The sequence below is a fragment of the Shewanella sp. Actino-trap-3 genome, assembly GCF_002836275.1.
Taxonomy (GTDB): domain Bacteria; phylum Pseudomonadota; class Gammaproteobacteria; order Enterobacterales; family Shewanellaceae; genus Shewanella; species Shewanella psychromarinicola.
Genome location: NZ_PJCE01000001.1, coordinates 4,213,237 through 4,233,232 on the forward strand (window position 1 = coordinate 4,213,237; position 19,996 = coordinate 4,233,232).

At 43.4% G+C, this 19,996-nt stretch carries 17 protein-coding genes and 7 tRNA genes; 13 read left to right on the forward strand and 11 right to left on the reverse strand.

Features of this window, described 5'->3' with window-relative positions:
• Positions 1-39 precede the first annotated feature (39 nt).
• Positions 40-540 carry a zinc ribbon-containing protein gene (locus CXF80_RS18400; protein WP_101034350.1) on the forward strand — a complete coding sequence of 167 codons (501 nt, stop codon included), beginning with the start codon at positions 40-42 and terminating at the stop codon, positions 538-540.
• Positions 541-763: 223 nt separating this feature from the next.
• On the opposite strand, the gene CXF80_RS18405 is transcribed toward CXF80_RS18400, so the two are convergent.
• From CXF80_RS18405 to CXF80_RS18440, 8 genes are all read right to left on the reverse strand, one after another.
• The gene (locus tag CXF80_RS18405; protein ID WP_101034351.1) at positions 764-1,054 is read right to left on the reverse strand and encodes a DUF6482 family protein; all 291 of its coding nucleotides are present in this window, start codon (positions 1,052-1,054) and stop codon (positions 764-766) included.
• Between the two features lie 226 nt (positions 1,055-1,280).
• Entirely contained in the window at positions 1,281-1,466 is a 186-nt protein-coding gene (locus CXF80_RS18410; RefSeq protein WP_101034352.1) for a hypothetical protein, read from the reverse strand.
• A 189-nt stretch (positions 1,467-1,655) separates the two neighbouring features.
• Positions 1,656-3,167, reverse strand: coding sequence for an apolipoprotein N-acyltransferase (gene lnt, locus CXF80_RS18415; protein ID WP_232772237.1), 1,512 nt, complete (start codon positions 3,165-3,167; stop codon positions 1,656-1,658).
• 54 nt (positions 3,168-3,221) lie between these two features.
• Entirely contained in the window at positions 3,222-4,100 is an 879-nt protein-coding gene (gene corC, locus CXF80_RS18420; protein WP_101034354.1) for a CNNM family magnesium/cobalt transport protein CorC, read from the reverse strand.
• A 45-nt stretch (positions 4,101-4,145) separates the two neighbouring features.
• Positions 4,146-4,616, reverse strand: a complete 471-nt coding sequence (gene ybeY, locus CXF80_RS18425) for an rRNA maturation RNase YbeY (RefSeq protein ID WP_101034355.1) — start codon at positions 4,614-4,616, stop codon at positions 4,146-4,148.
• On the reverse strand, positions 4,613-5,677 hold the full coding sequence (locus CXF80_RS18430) for a PhoH family protein (protein ID WP_101034820.1): 1,065 nt from the start codon (positions 5,675-5,677) through the stop codon (positions 4,613-4,615). Before CXF80_RS18430 ends, ybeY begins: the two co-directional genes overlap by 4 nt.
• 169 nt (positions 5,678-5,846) lie before the next feature.
• Positions 5,847-7,271, reverse strand: a complete 1,425-nt coding sequence (gene miaB, locus CXF80_RS18435; protein WP_101034821.1) for a tRNA (N6-isopentenyl adenosine(37)-C2)-methylthiotransferase MiaB — start codon at positions 7,269-7,271, stop codon at positions 5,847-5,849.
• Positions 7,272-7,388: 117 nt separating this feature from the next.
• On the reverse strand, positions 7,389-7,772 hold the full coding sequence (locus CXF80_RS18440) for a hypothetical protein (protein ID WP_101034356.1): 384 nt from the start codon (positions 7,770-7,772) through the stop codon (positions 7,389-7,391).
• A gap of 254 nt (positions 7,773-8,026) precedes the next feature.
• Between CXF80_RS18440 and CXF80_RS18445 the strand changes: the two genes are divergently transcribed.
• From CXF80_RS18445 to CXF80_RS18500, 12 genes are all read left to right on the forward strand, one after another.
• Positions 8,027-9,250, forward strand: coding sequence for an FAD-dependent monooxygenase (locus CXF80_RS18445; RefSeq protein WP_232772177.1), 1,224 nt, complete (start codon positions 8,027-8,029; stop codon positions 9,248-9,250).
• A 220-nt stretch (positions 9,251-9,470) separates the two neighbouring features.
• Positions 9,471-10,058: an aminoacyl-tRNA hydrolase gene (gene pth, locus CXF80_RS18450; protein WP_101034358.1), complete on the forward strand. Its 588-nt coding sequence runs from the start codon at positions 9,471-9,473 to the stop codon at positions 10,056-10,058.
• A gap of 77 nt (positions 10,059-10,135) precedes the next feature.
• Positions 10,136-11,227: a redox-regulated ATPase YchF gene (gene ychF / locus CXF80_RS18455; protein WP_101034359.1), complete on the forward strand. Its 1,092-nt coding sequence runs from the start codon at positions 10,136-10,138 to the stop codon at positions 11,225-11,227.
• 213 nt (positions 11,228-11,440) lie between these two features.
• Positions 11,441-11,517, forward strand: a tRNA-Met gene (locus CXF80_RS18460).
• Positions 11,518-11,562: 45 nt separating this feature from the next.
• Positions 11,563-11,647 (forward strand) — tRNA-Leu (locus tag CXF80_RS18465).
• A 45-nt stretch (positions 11,648-11,692) separates the two neighbouring features.
• A tRNA-Gln gene (locus CXF80_RS18470) sits at positions 11,693-11,767 on the forward strand.
• A 23-nt stretch (positions 11,768-11,790) separates the two neighbouring features.
• Positions 11,791-11,865 (forward strand) — tRNA-Gln (locus CXF80_RS18475).
• A gap of 5 nt (positions 11,866-11,870) precedes the next feature.
• Positions 11,871-11,947, forward strand: a tRNA-Met gene (locus CXF80_RS18480).
• A 94-nt stretch (positions 11,948-12,041) separates the two neighbouring features.
• A tRNA-Leu gene (locus CXF80_RS18485) sits at positions 12,042-12,126 on the forward strand.
• Positions 12,127-12,180: 54 nt separating this feature from the next.
• Positions 12,181-12,255: transfer RNA gene (locus CXF80_RS18490), tRNA-Gln, on the forward strand.
• 1,014 nt (positions 12,256-13,269) lie between these two features.
• Positions 13,270-15,621, forward strand: a complete 2,352-nt coding sequence (locus CXF80_RS18495) for a multiheme c-type cytochrome (RefSeq protein WP_157822264.1) — start codon at positions 13,270-13,272, stop codon at positions 15,619-15,621.
• A gap of 183 nt (positions 15,622-15,804) precedes the next feature.
• Complete coding sequence (locus CXF80_RS18500; RefSeq protein WP_101034361.1) at positions 15,805-17,178, forward strand: winged helix-turn-helix domain-containing protein; 1,374 nt, start codon at positions 15,805-15,807, stop codon at positions 17,176-17,178.
• A 123-nt stretch (positions 17,179-17,301) separates the two neighbouring features.
• Here CXF80_RS18500 and CXF80_RS18505 read toward each other — a convergent pair whose 3' ends face one another.
• From CXF80_RS18505 to lolB, 3 genes are all read right to left on the reverse strand, one after another.
• Positions 17,302-18,249, reverse strand: a complete 948-nt coding sequence (locus CXF80_RS18505; protein ID WP_101034362.1) for a ribose-phosphate pyrophosphokinase — start codon at positions 18,247-18,249, stop codon at positions 17,302-17,304.
• Between the two features lie 90 nt (positions 18,250-18,339).
• Positions 18,340-19,209, reverse strand: coding sequence for a 4-(cytidine 5'-diphospho)-2-C-methyl-D-erythritol kinase (ispE, locus tag CXF80_RS18510; RefSeq protein ID WP_101034363.1), 870 nt, complete (start codon positions 19,207-19,209; stop codon positions 18,340-18,342).
• A 52-nt stretch (positions 19,210-19,261) separates the two neighbouring features.
• A complete protein-coding gene (gene lolB / locus CXF80_RS18515) occupies positions 19,262-19,873 on the reverse strand; it encodes a lipoprotein insertase outer membrane protein LolB (RefSeq protein WP_101034364.1) in 612 nt (203 codons plus the stop codon).
• Positions 19,874-19,996: the final 123 nt, after the last annotated feature.

Sequence of the window (19,996 nt, forward strand, 5' to 3'; positions counted from 1 at the left end):
GTGATCTATTAAAAAGGTGCGTATTAAGGAGTATTAATTATGAGTGGAAAAAGTTCAGCACTATTAGCCTTATATCAGTCACTATTCGAACAGGTGAAAGCCACGTTTGATCAAGATAACTCATTGACAGCTAAGAGTTTGTTTAAGTCGGTGACCAAGGGGAAAGAGTACTTGGCACTTAAATCTCATTCAGATGAAGAAGAGTTAGAATTAGTCGAAGAATTTTTAAAGCGTGACATTGCAGCCTTCTTAAATGAGGAAAATGCCGATAATTTGAGTTTTAGCCCGATGGTCATTGGGATTGAAAATACATTATGGCAGTGGTTAAGCCAGATAACCGATCGTAGCCAAGTGGAATGGCATGAACTATTACAAGATTTTAAACATCGTGGTGTTTATAAGTCTGGAGAAATTATTAACCAAGGTATATTGATCTGTAATAAGTGTGGTCACCAAATGCAAATCGATTTCCCTGGGGTCATCCCCGATTGTCCACAATGTGATTATAATGAGTTTTCACGGGAGCCATTAACGCCATAGTGTGTAACTGAGCTCAACTCTGGGTAAAAAGCGGTAATCGGACCGCTTTTGTCCCGAGCTCGAAGTAACTTAACCGGCAAGATCCACGCTATCGCTAGGTAAACTCGCCTTGTATACACTGTGATGCGTCATTTTCATATGCTTGACTGGAAAAAAGTTGACTCGAAATAGACTGCTTTTGATTAACTTTTTCCCATACCCTTATCCCAAATGAGGTTCGAGATTAAAATTCGACTCGGTAACGGCAATGGCTACCGCTACTCACACCTACCATCTCATCATATGCCGTTTGAATTTCTATTATGGCGTAATTAATGCCTTGTTGTTTCAATAGGTTTTCAGCTTGTTTGATTGAGTTAAGACTGAGTAAAACGCCAGCTTTATTGCGGGCGCTTTGAAAACTGCCATTTTCGTCTTTAATACCAAGTAAGTAATGATTGGAGTCGGCATAGCTAATAATCGTCGGGTGTTTAGCTTGTTGGGATATGGCTAACTTGATTTCAGATAATTGCATAATAACCTCCTGTAGTTGTTTATCAGAAGCAGTACGATGCAAACTCAAAGGTAGTTCAATTTTTAAACAGAAAAAGGTCTTTAAAATGACGTTATTTTAGCAATAGCTTAATATGGTTTGATATTGAGGTGTTGTGGCAGCGTTGGCGGCTCAAGGGTATAAAAACTAGCCGTTATCATTGTTGACTTGGACATTATCATTTTGGTTATATCTAAATAACAGCAATTTATTGATCTTGAAGGGTAAAATTTTTCTCAGCAACAATCCATCGTTCGATGTCAGTGTTATCTACATCACCCGGTCTTAACCGCGTGTCAAATACCCCCTCGTTGTCGATATCAATATCAATATCGATTAAGTCATCGCGGTTTGTTTGCCTTGCACTTGTAAGTGCGTCATTTTGAACGGGCATATAGCAGACAATTGCGGGTTTTCACACTGGCCGTCACGCCAGATTATCTGCCTTGTCGAGCATGGGTACTGAGCCTAATAAATGTAGGCGCGGCGACAATCGCTAACATAACGACAATGATGACCTCACCCCATGCCATTAGGCTAAATCTTGTGAAAAGCGTCTTTTTTGAGTTGGATCAATTGCCCGTTATTTACGTAAATAGTTTCTTACACCCAATAACAGTAATAAGCTGCACAGTATCAGCAAGGGGAATTGACCTATTTTTCTGAACCAAGTTTCACCTTGATAAAGGGCAACGTTGGTCACTAAGACACCCGTTTCAAACTGAGGGATTGCATCGGTAATTCGCCCGTGCGGATCGACCACTGCAGTAATGCCATTATTGGTCGCCCTCAGTAACGGTTTACCCATTTCAATCGCGCGCATTTGGGCGATTTCCATGTGTTGTAATGGCCCATTAGAGGCGCCAAACCAAGCGTCGTTTGATACCGTGAGCAGCATATCGGTTTCGTCGGTAACACTGGCTCTTACTTGCTCCGGAAAGACAATTTCGTAGCAAATTGCAGGCGCAATATGGTAACCCAGCGCAGTTAAATTAGCTTGAGTGTAGCCACCTCGCTGGAATGATGACATAGGTAAATTAAAAAACGGTGCAATAGGGCGCAATAAATCACCTAACGGCACAAACTCACCTATAGGCAATAAATGATGCTTTTTATACTCATTGCTGCCATCAATGACATAATCAGCACTTTGCTGCTGCTTCAGATGATGATTACCTAAAACGATTAATGAGTTATAAAAGTCTTTTTGCTGGTGGCTAATAATGCCGGTAATTATCGCCGTGTTATTGATATTGGCGACTTGATTGGCATTGATTAAAAAGTCTTCCACCATGGCTTCTGGCGCTGGAATAGCGGCTTCTGGCCAAATGATGATATCAACACTCGAGGCGTCATCAAACTGGCTACGGGTTAAATCCATGTATTTAAGCATAGTCGGCCACAATGCATCGGGTTCCCACTTCATGCTTTGGGCAATATTACCCTGCACTAAGGCGACTTTGACTGATTTCCCAGAGGTGGAAATTGGATTTACTTGTGGTGCCACCCATGCAAGCAGTGCCAGCGTAGGTAAAATAAGCAGTATCGGTATTATCCGCTTTTGGCTTAATAGCAGCAGTGAGCCAGCAACTAAAGCCACCACAAAACTTAGTCCCAACGCACCAATAAAGCTGGCAAATTCGCTCAGAGGTCCTAATGTTTGGCTATAGCCAGCCCAAATCCAAGGAAAACCCGTGAGTATCCAACCTCGTAACCATTCGGTGAGGACCCATAATGCAGGGAATAGCCCAAGATAGGTTATGTAAGGGTTTAACGTATGTTTTGATGTGCGGGATAGCTTACTGAGCAAGTATCCACAAATGGCGGGATAAATGGCAAGATACAGTGCCAGTAAAGCCATTAAAGTTATCGACACAACAATAGGCATGCCACCAAAAGTGTCAATACTGACATGGACCCAGCTAATACCAATAGCAAAACAGCCAAAACCGAAACTAAGCCAATAATACAAACTTTGTTTAGCGGTTAAGGTTTGGCTTTGCCATAAGGCAAAACTGAGTGCCAACGGAAATATGGCCCACATTTCATAAGGCGCAAACGATAATGCCGTACTGGCGCCAGCAAAAAATGCCATCACCAGACGGGCAATACTCAAAGGAGAGTATAAAGGTTGAGTTTTTAGCACGATTTAGTCGTTGAGTTCTTCACTAATATTTGGGTCTGGGAGTTTAACACGAAGTTGCACCAAGCGGCGGTTATCAGCATTAATGACTTTGAACTCAATATTGCTGATGACAATGCTTTCATTACGTTCAGGTAAGTGACCAAATGCATGGGACACCATACCTCCCACAGTATCAAACTCTTCATCACTAAACGCGGTGCCACACGCTTCGTTGAAATCTTCGATTTCAGTGAGCGCTTTCACCATAAACACAGTATTACTGAGCTTTTTAATTTCAGTGTCTTCAACTGAATTGTGGTCGAATTCATCTTCAATTTCACCGACGATTTCTTCCAGAATATCTTCAATAGTGACTAAGCCTGATACCCCGCCATATTCATCAACAACAATGGCCATGTGATAACGTTGTGAGCGGAATTCTTTGAGTAGCACATCGACTCTTTTACTTTCAGGAACGACCACTGCAGGTCTAATAACCTGGGCAAGAGTGAAAGATTCATCAGATTGTTTAAAACCGTATTTGATCAAATCTTTAGCCAGTAAAATGCCTTCAATATGATCTTTATCTTCATTAACAACAGGGAAGCGAGAGTGGCCTGAATCGATGACAATTTTTAAAAATTCATCGACAGTCGAGTCTATTTGAATGGTAACAATTTGCGCTCTTGGGATCATGATGTCGCGCACACGAAGGTCGGAAACCTCTAATACACCTTTAATCATTTCGCGAGTATCTTCAGTAATAAGGTCACGCATTTCTGCACCTGCAATGACGTCAACTAAATCTTCGCGATTTTGAGGTTCGCCCTGAAATAATTGGTTAATTTTATCGAACCAGCTTCTCTTGTGGGCGTTTGTACTCGGGGGGATATCGTCACTCATAATATTTACCTAAACAGGGATATCTATCAGATATAGCTTGTTTATTTATGCTTCCTTATAGGGATTTGTAAAACCTAAGCCTTCAACAAGTTGGGTCTCTAATGACTCCATCTCATCGGCTTCCTCGTCGATAATATGGTCATAACCCAGCAAATGCAAGCAGCCGTGTATGACCATGTGTGCCCAGTGCGCGTTTAGCGGTTTATTTTGCTCAATTGCTTCTTGTTCCACCACTTGCGCGCAGATAACGAGGTCACCTAATAACGGCAATTCAACTTCAGGCGGCGCTTCAAACGGAAATGACAACACGTTAGTCGGTTTATCTTTACTGCGATAGGTTAAATTGAGTTGCTGACTCTCGGCAACCTCAACGATACGAATGGTGAGTTCCACTTCTGGCATCGTTTGCCCCATCGCGGTGCGTACCCAAGTGTCAAACTCTGCTTGAGTCGGTAACCTTGGGTTATCAACTGCAATTTGCAGGTCGAGATCTAATGATATCCCTTGCTGGCTCATTGAGTATGTCCCTCTTTTTCCAGTTGGACACGTTTCTGCTCACGTTCGCGATAAGCTTGTTCTTTTGCGGCTTTTTCAATTTGTTCTTGTTGCTCAAAAGCTTCATAGGCTTCAACAATACGAGCCACTACTGGATGGCGAACCACATCTTGGGCAATAAAGAAATTAAAGCTAATTTCGGACACTTCACTGAGGACTTCAATGGCGTGTCGCAGACCTGACTTTTGGCTACGAGGCAAATCTATTTGGGTAATATCCCCGGTGATCACCGCGCGAGAATTAAACCCAATACGGGTTAAAAACATTTTCATTTGCTCAACGGTGGTGTTTTGGGCTTCATCTAAAATAATAAAGGCGTCATTGAGTGTACGACCGCGCATGTACGCCAGTGGTGCGACTTCAATCACCCCGCGTTCAATCAGTTTTTCGACTTTTTCAAACCCCATCATCTCAAACAAGGCATCATAGAGTGGGCGTAAATAAGGGTCGACTTTTTGGCTTAAATCGCCCGGTAAAAACCCCAGCTTTTCACCCGCTTCAACCGCGGGGCGAGTTAATAGAATACGACGTACTTCTTGACGTTCATAGGCATCAACCGCTGCTGCTACAGCAAGGTAAGTTTTACCGGTACCGGCAGGGCCAATCCCAAAACTGATGTCGTGACGGGTAATGTTATGCATGTACACACTTTGATTGGGTGTACGAGGTTTAATCACGCCACGTTTGGTTTTTATATGGATGCTACTGTCGTCTGGGTCTTGTTCAGCTTCAAGGTTAATGGCTTCTTGAATGGCGAGATGAACGATTTCAGGTTCTAAATCAGGCGTGCTGCCTTTTACGGTTTGGGTTTCAATGTATAACTGACGTAACAAGTTATTGGCATTGAGCACGTTACGTGGCAGACCAATAATAGTGAATTGATTATTTTTATGGATAATCTCAACACCTAATCGGCGTTCGAGTTGTTTGATGTTGTCATCAACTGGGCCACATAATGAGGCTAAACGGCGAGTGTCTGACGGTTCTAGATACACGTTCATGGTGGTGGCTTTAGTGGTCAAATAAGGCTCCAGATTTTGGTCAAGGGCAAAGAATAAGTGCTTAAACATGCCATATTACAATAATAACAGTTTACGAGTCTCTGTATTGAATTACCATAATATGACTCATTTTAGGCAAAATTAAAGGCGGACAAGCCGCCTTTAGTACTGCTTAAGCAACAAACATCAATTACGGCTTAAAGTGAGCAACACCCAATGCGTCATCTTGCTTGTGTTTAGCCATAATATCAGACGGATGTAAACTGCGACGTAAATCCATCTCATCTTCACCTCGGACAAATTCTCCGCGCAATGAGTTGGTATAAACATCAACAATTTTCACATCAACAAAACTGCCGATATGAGTGTGGGCAGCTTCAAAGTTAACCACACGACTGTTTTCAGTACGACCACGAAGCTCCATTGGATTCTTTACCGAAGGACCTTCTACTAAAATACGTTGAACAGTGCCTAGCATATGACGGCTATAACGCATCGCTTGCTGGGTAATACGTTCTTGTAAAATCGCTAAACGCTGCTTCTTTTCTTCATCGCTGACATTGTCAGGCAAATCTGCTGCAGGTGTTCCTGGACGTGCACTGTAGATAAAGCTAAAGCTGTGGTCAAAGGCGACATCTTCAATCAGTTTCATGGTATCAGCGAAATCTTGTTGAGATTCACCTGGGAAACCAATAATAAAGTCTGAGCTGATTTGAATATCAGGACGCGCTTTACGCAGACGACGAATAATCGACTTATATTCAATGGCCATGTGACCGCGTTTCATTTGGGTCAAAATACGGTCTGAACCCGATTGCACCGGTAAATGCAGGAAGCTCACCAATTCAGGTGTGTCTTCATACACATCAATAATGTCTTGGGTAAATTCAATTGGGTGGCTGGTGGTAAAACGCAGACGGTCTATACCATCAATTGAGGCGACTAAGCGCAACAATTCCGCAAAGGTGCAGATTTCATCATCGTGGGTTACCCCGCGATACGCGTTAACGTTTTGGCCAAGCAAGTTGACTTCACGAACGCCTTGGGCGGCTAATTGAGCCACTTCGAGAATAACGTCATCCAATGGACGGCTGACTTCTTCACCACGGGTATAAGGCACCACGCAGAAAGAGCAGTACTTACTGCAACCTTCCATAATGGATACGAATGCCGTTGGACCATCAGCGCGAGGCTCGGGAAGACGATCGAACTTCTCAATTTCTGGGAAACTGATATCAATCACGGCTTTTTCGCCACGTTGAATTTGTTCGATCATCTCAGGTAAGCGATGCAGAGTCTGCGGACCAAAAATAATGTCTACACATTGGGCGCGATCTTTTATTGCCTTACCTTCTTGTGAGGCAACACAACCACCGACCCCAATAATTAAATTAGGATTTTTATCTTTTAAAGATTTCCAACGCCCTAGCTGATGGAACACCTTCTCCTGTGCTTTCTCACGAATAGAGCAAGTATTTAGCAGCAGTACATCTGCTTCGCTTGCGTCGTCTGTCAAGGTATACCCTTGATAATCGTCTAATAAATCAGCCATCTTTGATGAGTCGTACTCATTCATCTGACAGCCCCAGGTTTTTATATGAAGTTTTTTACTCATCAGTGCTCGCCGGTAAACCAAAGTTAAAAAATAGCGCGACATTTTACCTTTTGTCAGGCTGTCTGGCTAGCACTAGTGCACATTTCACTAATTTCGATTTGAAATTTGCTATAACCCTCAAATCAGTAATATTTTATCGTTTGGGGTTAACTTGGCTGATTTGGCGACGGGAAAACCAAATTCAGCAGCCATTTGACGACTTTGCTGTTGAGCATCTAACGGAATCCTTTGGCTTAATTCAAGATTAAAACTCAGCAATATTTCCGTGGTTTGTTGATATAGGGCATAATCGAATGGATTACGGTATATCACGGTAATCGTTTCCATCGGGCTGGAATTTGTCGCAGCCATGACAGGTGTAACCAGCAGGTTTGTTTTGTTATTGGCCGACGCGTGGGCGGATAATGCTAGTGTGCAAGTTAGTATTGTAACAACCACACCACAACGAATGTAATGGCGTACAGGTAGGTAGTGTGAAGGTTGATGATGATGACTGTTCATGATGTCCTCTCTTGGTTAAGTAAAAGTGGCTCTATTAATGAGACAGTCTCAGTCTATAAACCGTTTATGGGTTTATTATTGTGGATTGTAAACAGATGTAAATAGATGTAAAAAAGGTGTTGTGACAACATTTGTTTATGCTTTAGCTGTTTTAGACATAGTTAGCTGTTTTATATGTAGTTATACATATATTTCCGTCCCGTTCACTGCCCTGTTCGGCATAAAGTCATCTTAAGATTATGGATGTAAACACAATGCAAGATGCTTCACTCACTTCAACGAATACCTCGGATAACGCGATTGATTATGATGTTGTCGTTGTTGGTGGCGGAATGGTCGGTGCGGCTGCCGCGATTGGCTTAGGTCAGTTAGGGCTCCGTGTCGCGGTGATTGAGTCTCGCCAACCGCAACCTTATGATCCAAAACAACCTTTGGATGTTCGTATATCGGCTATTAGTGTGGCGTCTGAGCAGTTATTAACACGTTTGGGCGTGATGGATAGCTTATTGACCATGCGCCATGCACCTTATACTGGCTTAGAAACATGGGAACTAGATGGCTGCCTTACTGCATTTAGCGCCGAGCAAGTTGGTCAATCGCACTTAGGCTATTTTTTTGAAAACCGATTGATCCAACTGAGTTTATGGCAACAAATCGAGCAAATGGACAATGTCACCTTGTTGTGTCCGCGAAACGTGACCCAATTCTCTCGCTCAAATGATCGTCATCAAGTGAGTATTCAGCTTGATAATGGCGCTACACTCTCGACAACATTACTGATCGGCGCAGATGGGGCTCATTCGCAAGTGCGCCAATGGGCCGGTATTGGTGTGACAGGTTGGGATTATGCTCAATCGGCGATGTTAATTAATATTAGCACTCAAACGCCTCAGCAATCCGTCACCTGGCAGCAGTTTACTCCTGTCGGGCCAAGAAGCTTATTGCCGCTTCCGGGGAATCACGCTTCATTAGTCTGGTATGACGATGCCAACCGAATTAAACAATTATCTCAACTGAATAATGTGCAACTGGCAGAGCAGATCCGCCAGCATTTTCCGTCGCGATTAGACCCTCATTTTACGGTTGATAATCGTGGCAGCTTTCCGTTAACCCGCCGCCACGCACAGCAGTACTATCAAGATAATCTCGTTATTGTTGGTGACGCGGCACACACGATTAATCCATTAGCTGGCCAAGGGGTTAATATTGGTTTTAAAGATGTCGATGTGCTGGTGGCCCAAGTCGCTAATGCCATTGGCAGTGGTGAAACATGGTGGGACAGGCGCGTGCTAAAGCGATATCAGCAAGCGCGTTATTACGATAATCAATTAATGATGACCGCAATGGATGCTTTTTATGCGGGGTTTAGTAACGATTTACTGCCGTTAAAATTACTGCGCAATGGCGCATTAAAACTGGCAAACATCGACTCACCGCTAAAGCGTAAAGTATTAAAGTACGCCCTTGGACTTAATTAGATATTCTATCGGCTCAATGTGTGGTTTGTTGCCTCGTTGAAGTAATGGAATAAGCATTACTTTAATAAGTCGTGGTGAACGGTAAAGCTTGAGTGGCTCTGAGTGATTACATTATGAGTGAAATTGGTATAAAATGCCGCGTTTTGCATCATGTGTATTTTGATGTACGCCATGAAAGGCATTTAGCGACATTGTTCGCTGATAAACTGACTAGGTTGGGATGAGTAACATTAAACTGATTGTTGGGTTGGCAAACCCCGGTGCTGAATACGCACAAACTCGCCATAATGCTGGTGCATGGTATGTGCAAGAACTGGCTCGTCTATGCAACGTATCATTGGTTGTAGACAGTAAATATTTTGGCGTCACTGCCCGCGTAACATTGCATGGAAGAGATGTGCGTTTACTGATCCCAACAACTTTCATGAATTTAAGCGGTAAGTCGGTTGCTGCCTTAGCTAATTTTTTTCGGATCCTGCCTGAAGAAATCTTGGTTGCCCATGATGAGCTTGACATGGACCCTGGCGTGGCTAAATTTAAATTGGGTGGTGGTCATGGGGGACATAATGGCCTAAAAGACATTATCGCCAGCTTAGGAAACGACAAAAATTTTCATCGCTTGCGCATTGGTATTGGCCATCCTGGTGATAAAAATAAAGTTAGCGGCTACGTACTGGGAAGAGCCCCAGCGTTAGAACAAGAACGGATAATTGCTGCGATCGATGAAGCGGTTCGTTCAACCGAGATTTTATTTAAACAAGACATGGCGAAAGCCATGCACAGATTACATACGTTCAAAGCAGAATAAGCCACGCGAGTTTTGTTTTAACACCCTTTCGACATCATTATCCAATAGGATAACTCTACATATATAAAGGTAAGCATATGGGTTTTAAATGCGGCATTGTTGGTCTGCCAAACGTAGGTAAGTCAACGTTGTTTAATGCGCTAACACAAGCAGGTATTGAAGCGGCAAACTTTCCGTTTTGTACCATTGAGCCAAATACCGGAGTGGTACCTGTACCAGACTCTCGTCTTGATGCGTTAGCAGCCATTGTCAAACCTCAACGCGTGTTACCGACTACTATGGAGTTTGTCGATATCGCTGGTTTAGTGGCTGGCGCATCGAAAGGTGAAGGTTTAGGCAATAAATTTTTAGCCAATATTCGTGAAACCGACGCAATTGGTCATGTTGTGCGTTGTTTTGAAGATCCTAATATTGTCCACGTAGCGAACAAAATTGATCCTGCAGGCGATATTGAAGTGATTAACACTGAGCTAGCCCTAGCGGATTTAGACGCATGTGAGCGCGCTATTTTTCGTCAAGCCAAACGCGCTAAAGGCGGCGATGGTGATGCAAAATTTGAAATCAGTGTGCTTGAAAAAATGCGTCCAGTATTAGACGAAGCCAAAATGTTACGTTCATTAGCGTTAACCAAAGAAGAATTAGCCGCCATAGCGTATCTAAACTTCTTAACCCTAAAACCAACGATGTACATTGCTAACGTTGCTGACGATGGATTTGAAAATAACCCTCATCTTGATGTTGTGCTTGCCATTGCTGCAACCGAAAATGCAATCGTTGTGCCTGTTTGTGCCGCGATTGAGTCAGAACTGGCTGAGATGGAAGCCGATGACCGTGACGAGTTCATGGCTGATTTAGGTTTAGAAGAGTCAGGTTTAGATCGCGTGATCCGTGCTGGTTATGAGTTATTAAATCTGCAAACTTACTTTACTGCCGGTGTAAAAGAAGTGCGTGCATGGACAGTACCTATTGGTGCATCAGCACCACAAGCTGCAGGTGTTATCCACACCGATTTTGAACGTGGCTTTATTCGTGCACAGGTTATGGCGTATCAAGATTTTATTACCTACAAAGGTGAAGCTGGCGCCAAAGATGCGGGTAAATTACGTGTAGAAGGTAAAACGTACATTGTTAAAGATGGCGATGTGATGCATTTCTTATTTAACGTATAAGCGTCATTTAGGTTAATTTGAAATTTAAAAGGGGCGTAAAGGTGTTTACGCTAAGTTAATAGGGTTTATTTTGTCGATTCGGCATTCAGTTTGGTGAAGTTATAGCCGAACAAGACGAATTGATGAAAATAGCGAAAAAAACCAGTTGACCTAGATAAGCTGAATAAGCATAATACGCCCCGTTCCTCGCCAAGAGGGATTGCAAGAAATAGTGGCAATATAGCTCAGCTGGTTAGAGCACAGCACTCATAATGCTGGGGTCGCAGGTTCAAGTCCCGCTATTGCTACCATCTATTTCTTACCCATCTACTCAAGATGTTAAACTAGAGTGTTGTGCGGGAATGGTGAAATTGGTAGACACGCCAGATTTAGGTTCTGGTGCCGCAAGGTGTGAGAGTTCAAGTCTCTCTTCCCGCACCATTTATTCGAGACATTGGCTCAGGCGGATGTTTTAAAAAGCTTAATTGGGATATCGCCAAGCGGTAAGGCACTGGGTTTTGATCTCAGCATTCCAAGGTTCGAATCCTTGTATCCCAGCCATTTATAAAGTTAGACAAGATTATTGGGATATCGCCAAGCGGTAAGGCACTGGGTTTTGATCTCAGCATTCCAAGGTTCGAATCCTTGTATCCCAGCCATCTTTGGCAATGTAGCTCAGCTGGTTAGAGCACAGCACTCATAATGCTGGGGTCGCAGGTTCAAGTCCCGCCATTGCTACCATATTTATTAGGTAGAGTGAGTATTATTTGCGCTAGCTGGTAAATCCAAAGTTTACTCTGAAATAAAAAGAGTATACTGTAAGTTAAAATTTGATGCGGGAATGGTGGAATTGGTAGACACGCCAGATTTAGGTTCTGGTGCCGCGAGGTGTGAGAGTTCAAGTCTCTCTTTCCGTACCATCAAATTTTAGTTAAATTAAATGGTTTCTCTGCTTTAAAATAAATAGTTGTTATTGGGGTATCGCCAAGCGGTAAGGCACTGGGTTTTGATCTCAGCATTCCCAGGTTCGAATCCTGGTACCCCAGCCAAATTCTGAAAAGCCCGTCTATTAAGACGGGCTTTTTGTTTTTCTAAATCCTCGCTTTTATCTACAGCCCTAATTAATACGGATCAAGTCATTATCTTAAGCAATAGCGATTAACTCTGGCCGTTACATCAAACTGTATAAACCGCTAACTTAAATTTGCTACCCATTAGCATGAGCTTTATCGCTATCATGGCGTTTATAGCCGCTCAGGTATGGAGTGCAGCAAAACTCTGACGTCTTCTCTTATGCTTTTTAAGTGCTTAGTAAAGAATTCACCGGATTCTGTATAAGATTAATAGCATTGAATATTGAGTCAATTCAGAACCGCTCAAGTGTGGCAATTCAAAGCGCTGCATGCAGCGTGGGAAACTCTTGATCCTTGATATAGAGCCACTATTAGCTTCGATCCCCGACTTGGCTTCAGTACGTTGAATTCCCAGTCATTGAACCGATACTTAATGCCATTGGTATCAGGGCGCATAATATGAATGCGTAGCAATTATAGGCGTGTTGTAGTGAGCTGAAAACTCGAGCTCAGGTAGAGAGACATACGGGAACTTAACAATAACCCTCTTCATTGGTTAAGTCTTCCGCCCTTGGCGCGAGCAAAATGTTACTTGTCGTGCCGGCTTTCTGAACTCATCTTGGTCCTACAGATTCCCTTTTTCTTAGCGTCATTCAGTGATTGTGGTCGTGCCGGCTGCATTTGAGTTGGCAAACTAGAGTGAATTCCTAATGATTGGTAACAAATCAGCTTTTTGTTAACTTTTGTTAGTCGCGATAGTGCTAACAATCACGCTTTTTCTACAAGATTTTACTTTTTATCAACTTATTTCTTGTTATCTGGCAACTGATGCGGCACATGTTGATATCAATAAGGGCTATGTTTGTGCTGTATTTCTCGTTAAGCAAGTTGCCTCAAAATGCAATCGAGGTTGTCACACTTAATTTACCGTCGTTTAGTTACATTTCGCTTGCCCCAAAAAAGAGGGCTAAATAAAAGTGAGTGGAAAAGATGATGAAACGAGTCGATATAAAAGTTGCTACATTAGCAGCCTTCATTGGACTGGCCTTAACCGGTTGTTCTGGTGATGATGGTAAAGATGGCGAAGCAGGTTCGCCTGGTCAACCTAGTATTACTGTTGCAGCAGATGCAAAGGCATTAACGGTAGCGGTAGATAAGATTGTTGTTGGGGCGCAGTCTGATATTACGTTTACCGTCACCAATGAAAAAGACCTTCCAGTTATAGGGTTAGAAAAGTTTGGTTTTATACTCTCAGGCCTTGAGCAAGGCGCTCAGGGTGATGCCAATAACTGGAAGTTGCTCAGCTCAGAAGCTTGTCCTGCCAGCAACCACGCTCAGTGTGGTCGCTTGCTTGATAATCAAGACGGTACTTATACCTATAGCTTTGACAAAGACGTTACCGCAGAAACAGCCTTTACTATCACTGATGAAAAGACATTAAGATTAGTGCTAAGAACCGGTGGCGAAGCTGTAGGCGCAACTGAGTTAAACTATGCAAATATGCACTATGATTTTAGAGGCGAAGACTTAGAGCCGCTCTATACCAAAAATGTGGTCAACAACCAAAACTGCGTTAGCTGTCATGATGATTTCTCTATTCATGGCGGTAAGTACACTGAAGTCGAAACCTGTGTGTCTTGCCATACGGACAACAAAGTCAGTGATATTAGCAAAGTATTTCCAATGCTGGCTCATGAAGTCCATATAGGCGTGATCCCTGCTCCAGTGGGTGGTTGTGATAACTGCCATGCTGAAAATGAGCAAGCCACTGATTTTGCAAACTGGAAGAGCGTACCGACTCAGGAAACGTGTATTACCTGTCATACAGACGTTAACTTCAAGGAAGGCGTTGGCCATTGGCCGTATAAAGACAATGCACAATGTGCCAATTGTCACACGCCTGATACCCTTGAAATGGTTCACTTGTCTACCTATAAAGGTCAGAACGAGCGCCGTGAAAATCTTCATCTGACTGTGACCGAAGCTAAGATGGTTGATGCTCCAGAAGCAAAAGCCAACATCGATGCCAATCTAGATACCAATAAGACAGGTTATGTACAGTTAACTGTCGACATTTTGGATAAAGATGGCAACACGCGTAATGAGCAGTTAGATCTGGTTAAGTATATGTACTACGCCGAGTTCTATATCAACTGGGGTGGCCAGGATATGGGCATGCCGCGTGGTAAGGTACTGCGTGTTCATACCAACAAAGAAAAGTTCCCAGGTTATGTCGATGAGCCAATCGTGCTTAACTATGAAAATGGTAAGACGACATTTGAAATTGGTCCATTCGATCTTGAAGATGAATTCGATGGTGACTTGAACGCTAGCTACGGCATGGTGACGCCACGGATCTGGTTCTGTGTCGACAAAGATGGTGAAACCATCCAGGACTGTGATGGCACCACTGATTGGAGTAATGGTGCGGCTGGGTACAACTGGCAACACTTCTTCAATAAGCAAGGCATGCTGGAAGAGCGTCCTCGTCGTCAGATCGTGACCAACGAGCTGTGTGGTGAGTGTCACGGTACAACTACCTCAGAAGAGGGTTTCGTACAGATGACGCTTAACTGTCGTAGCTGTCATTCTGTGGTTAAGAACGATAGTACTTACTTCGCTACCACTTGTGCTTCAGGCTCGGTCGATTCCGATGGCGATGGCGCTTTGGATCCAATGGTTATGATGAAAAATCTGATGCCACGCGGCGAGCGTGACTGGACGACAGCATCGAATGCGGGTGAAGAATGTGTGGCCTGTCATAACGCCAATAATATGCCAACTCAGGTGATACGTAATTCGCAAACCAAGCAAGGTGATGAGGATTACATCGAACAGTTGACTATGAGTCACCCGGATCAGAAAGTATGGATCCATGCTATGCATGCCAACAACCGTGCCAATCAAAGCGGTGAAGGCTGGAAGCGTAATGTTGAGTACTCTGCCGATCTAGCTAATTGTACTAAATGTCATATCGAAGATAGCTACGACGCCAAGTACCTAGTGGGCCGTAAGCCGTTAGCACTGGATCTTGACTACATGGATACCTATGATGGTCTGGACCCTGCAAATGGTAAAGACACTAGCGGTAACAAGCGTTATGCCGTCGATGCTGTTGCAGATGCTTTTGTATCGCCTACCGCCGCCGTATGTTTGAGCTGTCATGGTAAGCGTGCAGCAGAAGAGGGTGAAGACCGCCGTCAAGTCCGTAAGGATGTGGTCAGTCACATGAAGCAAAATGGGGCTCAGTTCGGTGTAGAGCTTGGTCAGTACACTGGCGAAGAGTCATGTGCTGTGTGTCATGACCTAAACAACCTAAAGGAATCACATCACCTGAAATAACGTTCACATCCCCCAATACTTTTTTGACCCTAGCATTTTGCTGGGGTCTTTTTTGACGGGGATCACAAATATTAACAAAGCATCAACTGTTTGATCAGAACTCAGCATTATGTCGATTTAGCATTAACAAAATAGCTTAAAATGTTGTTTGGGGATCTACTAAAAAGTAGTAGAGGTTAGGTTGTGAATATTACTGAATTTTTAATTATTGATTTAGATGCCAGAGAGTTGGTCGATATCAATAATTCAACGCGCTGCGCATTATCATTAGCAGAGCTAGAAGTACTAAAAAGCTTAGTCAACCATGTAGGTGAAGTGGTTAGCAAAGAGGCACTTAACGCCGCGGGCTGGCCAGGAAGAGTGGTTGCGCCCTCATCATTGACCCAATGCATGAGCAGTTTACGAAAAAAGTTGACTGGGCAAGCCGACGTTGAGTTAAAAAACATCCCCCGTTACGGCTATAGCTTATGCATTATTGAGCATGCCGAAGCCGTCACTTCTACCGATACCGATAATGTCAGTACTTTCGTTAAGCTGGCATCTGGCAAGGTCAACGCGCCGAACTCAAACCTAATAAACCCAAGAACCGCTAAAGTGGCTGGTCGGCTGGGTATATTAACCCCCAGATTCTATCGGCTTATTGGCATCGCTGTTGTCGTCACTTTTGTGGCTGGGCTGCACTTTACGGGAGGGCTTAAAACTATCGTTAACCAGCTTTCTTTACTCACCGAGCCGGATGTGGCGTCAATCACTCAAAAGCACTTTTCATTGGCACAAACCCCTTCGTTACTCAATACGGTTCAGTTAGAGAATCAACTTAAAGAGGCTATTACTGCTGAAAAACTGGTTGAAAATTGGTTTAATTATGACAACATCTTCAAAAATGCGACCGATAAACAACTGTTCTCTTTTGATAATGGCCGCTATGAATCAGTCGCTTTATGTAACCAATTCAGTGAAGTTTGTAATGATAAACAACCGCTTAACCTGGTTCGTTCGGTCAATGCGCCGACTACCCCATTAGATATTCAATGGTTAGCGGATACCAAGCTCAGAATGGAGCAGGTAACCTATAATAATATTTTATTAGATGAATTCGAGCCTGCTGATAAAGATTTGGTCGAGGATGTATTTCGGGCCGACGTGTACTATTACTCAGAGAGTAAAAATGTGGTGCGTGCAGATGTCAGATTGTCATTGATTTTTGATTCAGCGAATCGAGGCAAGCTGGTTGCCGCGGCCTGTATTACCGATGATATGCTTAAAGATATCTCCATTCGCTATCAGTTTAGCGGCGACTTTAAGCTGACTCAACGTCAGGTCGATGGCAAAGCTGTCAGCACTTTCTTAGTCGATGTAAATGAGCGATCCTTTACGAGTCCACAACAGATATCAAAAGAGTCTGCGACCATCTACCGTGAGATCCGTAAGAACGTTCTGCAAAATGAGCAAATGGTCATCAGGCAGTTTTATCAAGATGATGACAGTGGCGTTTGGATGCTACCACTATGGGGCGAGACTATGGTGTGGGCTCATAGAGAGCAAGTGTCACTCTAAGGTACTTATGACGAAAGGCTACCGCTGCTGAGTCACAAATACAGATGCATAAGCAGCAGATGCAAAAAACGCACTCAATTGAGTGCGTTTTTTATGTCAGCGTTAAGCCTAATCGAATAAAGATTAGTGGCGAAACATCGCAGAAATTGACTCTTCGTTACTAACACGACGGATCGCTTCGGCTAATACTGCAGACATGGTCAGCTGAGTCACTTTAGCCACTTTCATCATTTCAGGGCTTAATGGCACAGTGTCTGTGACGATAACTTCATCGATAACAGAATTAGTAATATTTTCAGCCGCATTACCTGAGAATACAGGGTGAGTAGCATAAGCGAACACGCGGTTAGCGCCATGTTCTTTTAATGCTTCTGCAGCCTTACATAAGGTGCCACCGGTATCGATCATGTCATCAACAATAATGCAATCACGGCCTTGAACATCACCAATGATGTGCATTACCTGAGCCACGTTTGCCTGTGGGCGACGCTTATCGATAATTGCAAGATCAGTATCATCTAATAGCTTAGCGACTGCTCGAGCGCGAACAACACCGCCAATATCAGGAGATACAACAACAGGGTTTTCAAATTTCCTGGCGAGCATGTCTTCAAGTAACACTGGGCTACCGAATACGTTATCAACAGGGACATCAAAGAAACCTTGAATTTGCTCAGCGTGTAAGTCACAAGTCAATACGCGGTCAACACCCACGCTTGACAAGAAATCTGCAACCACTTTCGCTGTAATAGGCACACGTGCACTGCGCACACGGCGGTCTTGACGAGCATATCCGAAGTAAGGAATAACGGCAGTAATACGACCCGCTGATGCACGACGTAATGCGTCAACCATAACAATAAGCTCCATGAGATTATCGTTCGTGGGTGCGCAAGTAGATTGGATAATGAACACATCCGCACCACGTACATTCTCGTTTATTTGAACACTGATTTCACCGTCGCTGAAACGGCCTACAACGGCGTCGCCAAGTTTGCAAAATAAACGATCGGCAATCTTAGCGGCTAGATTTGGGGTAGCGTTACCAGCAAAGAGCTTGATGTCGGGCACTTTATGAACCTCAGGTGTTTGCTTTACAATTAAAGGCTAGATCAATTTTATGTGTTGTCACTCAAAACTGACCCAGAAGATATTATGTTTTCAGAGTTGCTCAAGCCGTATTTGTAATGGCGACTTATTCATCCCTTTTGCGACAAACCCTCGCATATCAGCCGGTAATTCGGCTAAAGCGTCAAGGGCTTGTTGCGAATGTGTAAATTCCCCGAACACGCATGCGCCTGTTCCGGTCATTCTCGACGGCGCATATTCTACCAGCCAGCTTAAGGCATTGGCAACTTGAGGGTGCCTAGTTGTGACCAGTTTCTGACAGTCATTGGTCCATTTTCGAGTCATTAAGGTGTTTATATCAACTTTCGGGGTGTTGCGGGGCAAATCAGGATCTTGGAAGATATCCTTGGTTGACACATGCACATTCGGCACAATGACTAAGTACCACGACTCTGTTGGTTCTACTGTGATCAGCTTTTCTCCTACTCCCTCGGCAAACGCGGAGAAACCATTAATAAAAACAGGGACATCCGCACCAAGCGTTAAGCCTATTTCAGCCAGTTTACTGGGTGATAAATTGGTTTTCCATAAGGCATTTAGGGCCACTAATGTGGTTGCGGCATCAGATGAACCGCCCCCTAGACCGCCACCCATAGGTAATAATTTGTCTAGCCAGATATGTGCGCCGCCTTCATATTGGGCGTATCTCTGGAGTGATTTTGCGGCTTTAAGAATTAAGTTATCGCTGTCAGCAACAGAATCGCTAATATTTGAATGTAGAACCAAATCAGGTGTGTCGGTAATATGAAAATCAAGATAGTCACAATGGTCAATAAATTGAAACAGAGTTTGTAATTCGTGATAGCCATCGGCTCGCTGGCCAGTAACATGTAAAAATAAATTCAGTTTTGCGGGAGCAGGCCAACTTATTGATGCTGATTTGTGTGAGCTCGTGGATGTCATGTTCGTTTCACTACCTTGTTTAATAACCCGCGTAACATTAAGGATTAAACGCTTATTTTGTTCTGGCTGCTACCGCTGTCCATTGATTACTTTGAATCTTAATTTGTACATTTTCACGTTCAATTTTTAACAGCTTAGGCACTAATGCGCCACTTTGATGGTGCCAACTGAGAAAACTGACCGACCAATTTGCTTGGGGATCATGACTGATTAATTGTTTAATTGTGCCATCAGGATTATAGCTGACAATGTTATCATTATTGCCAATTTGGCCGGTGATCCATAACGGAAGGCTTTCTAGGGGGATTGACCATCCGCTAATCGCTTTCAGTAAATCTTGCGCATTACTGTCACGATATATTTTGCCGTCAACTTCAAGTGTCGCCATCCCCTGATCCGTCTTAAGGGATAATACCGTTGTGCCTAATACAGTTGTTAACCGTAAATCATTGGCTGCCGGTTGATGTAACCAGTATATATTGGTGCTGAATTTGTCTTCAGATGTCTTAACGGCAATTTTACCTTGAAGTTCCCATGCTTTAGCTTGAGCTGCGTTTTTCACCGTTATCGGGATAAAATCGTCAGATGGGGTGACACTACAACCGGCTAATAAAAGCACCGCGGTAATGAAAGCTATATGAAATAAAGAGGCAGATAAACGCAATGGATTGCCTAACAGTGGTTTAAGATTATCTTATGATACTGGGCTTAAGCCATTATGTAAAAATGCTTTTTACAAAATTAATGTGATATTAATGTACTGGTTTACATAATACTTATGTGAATA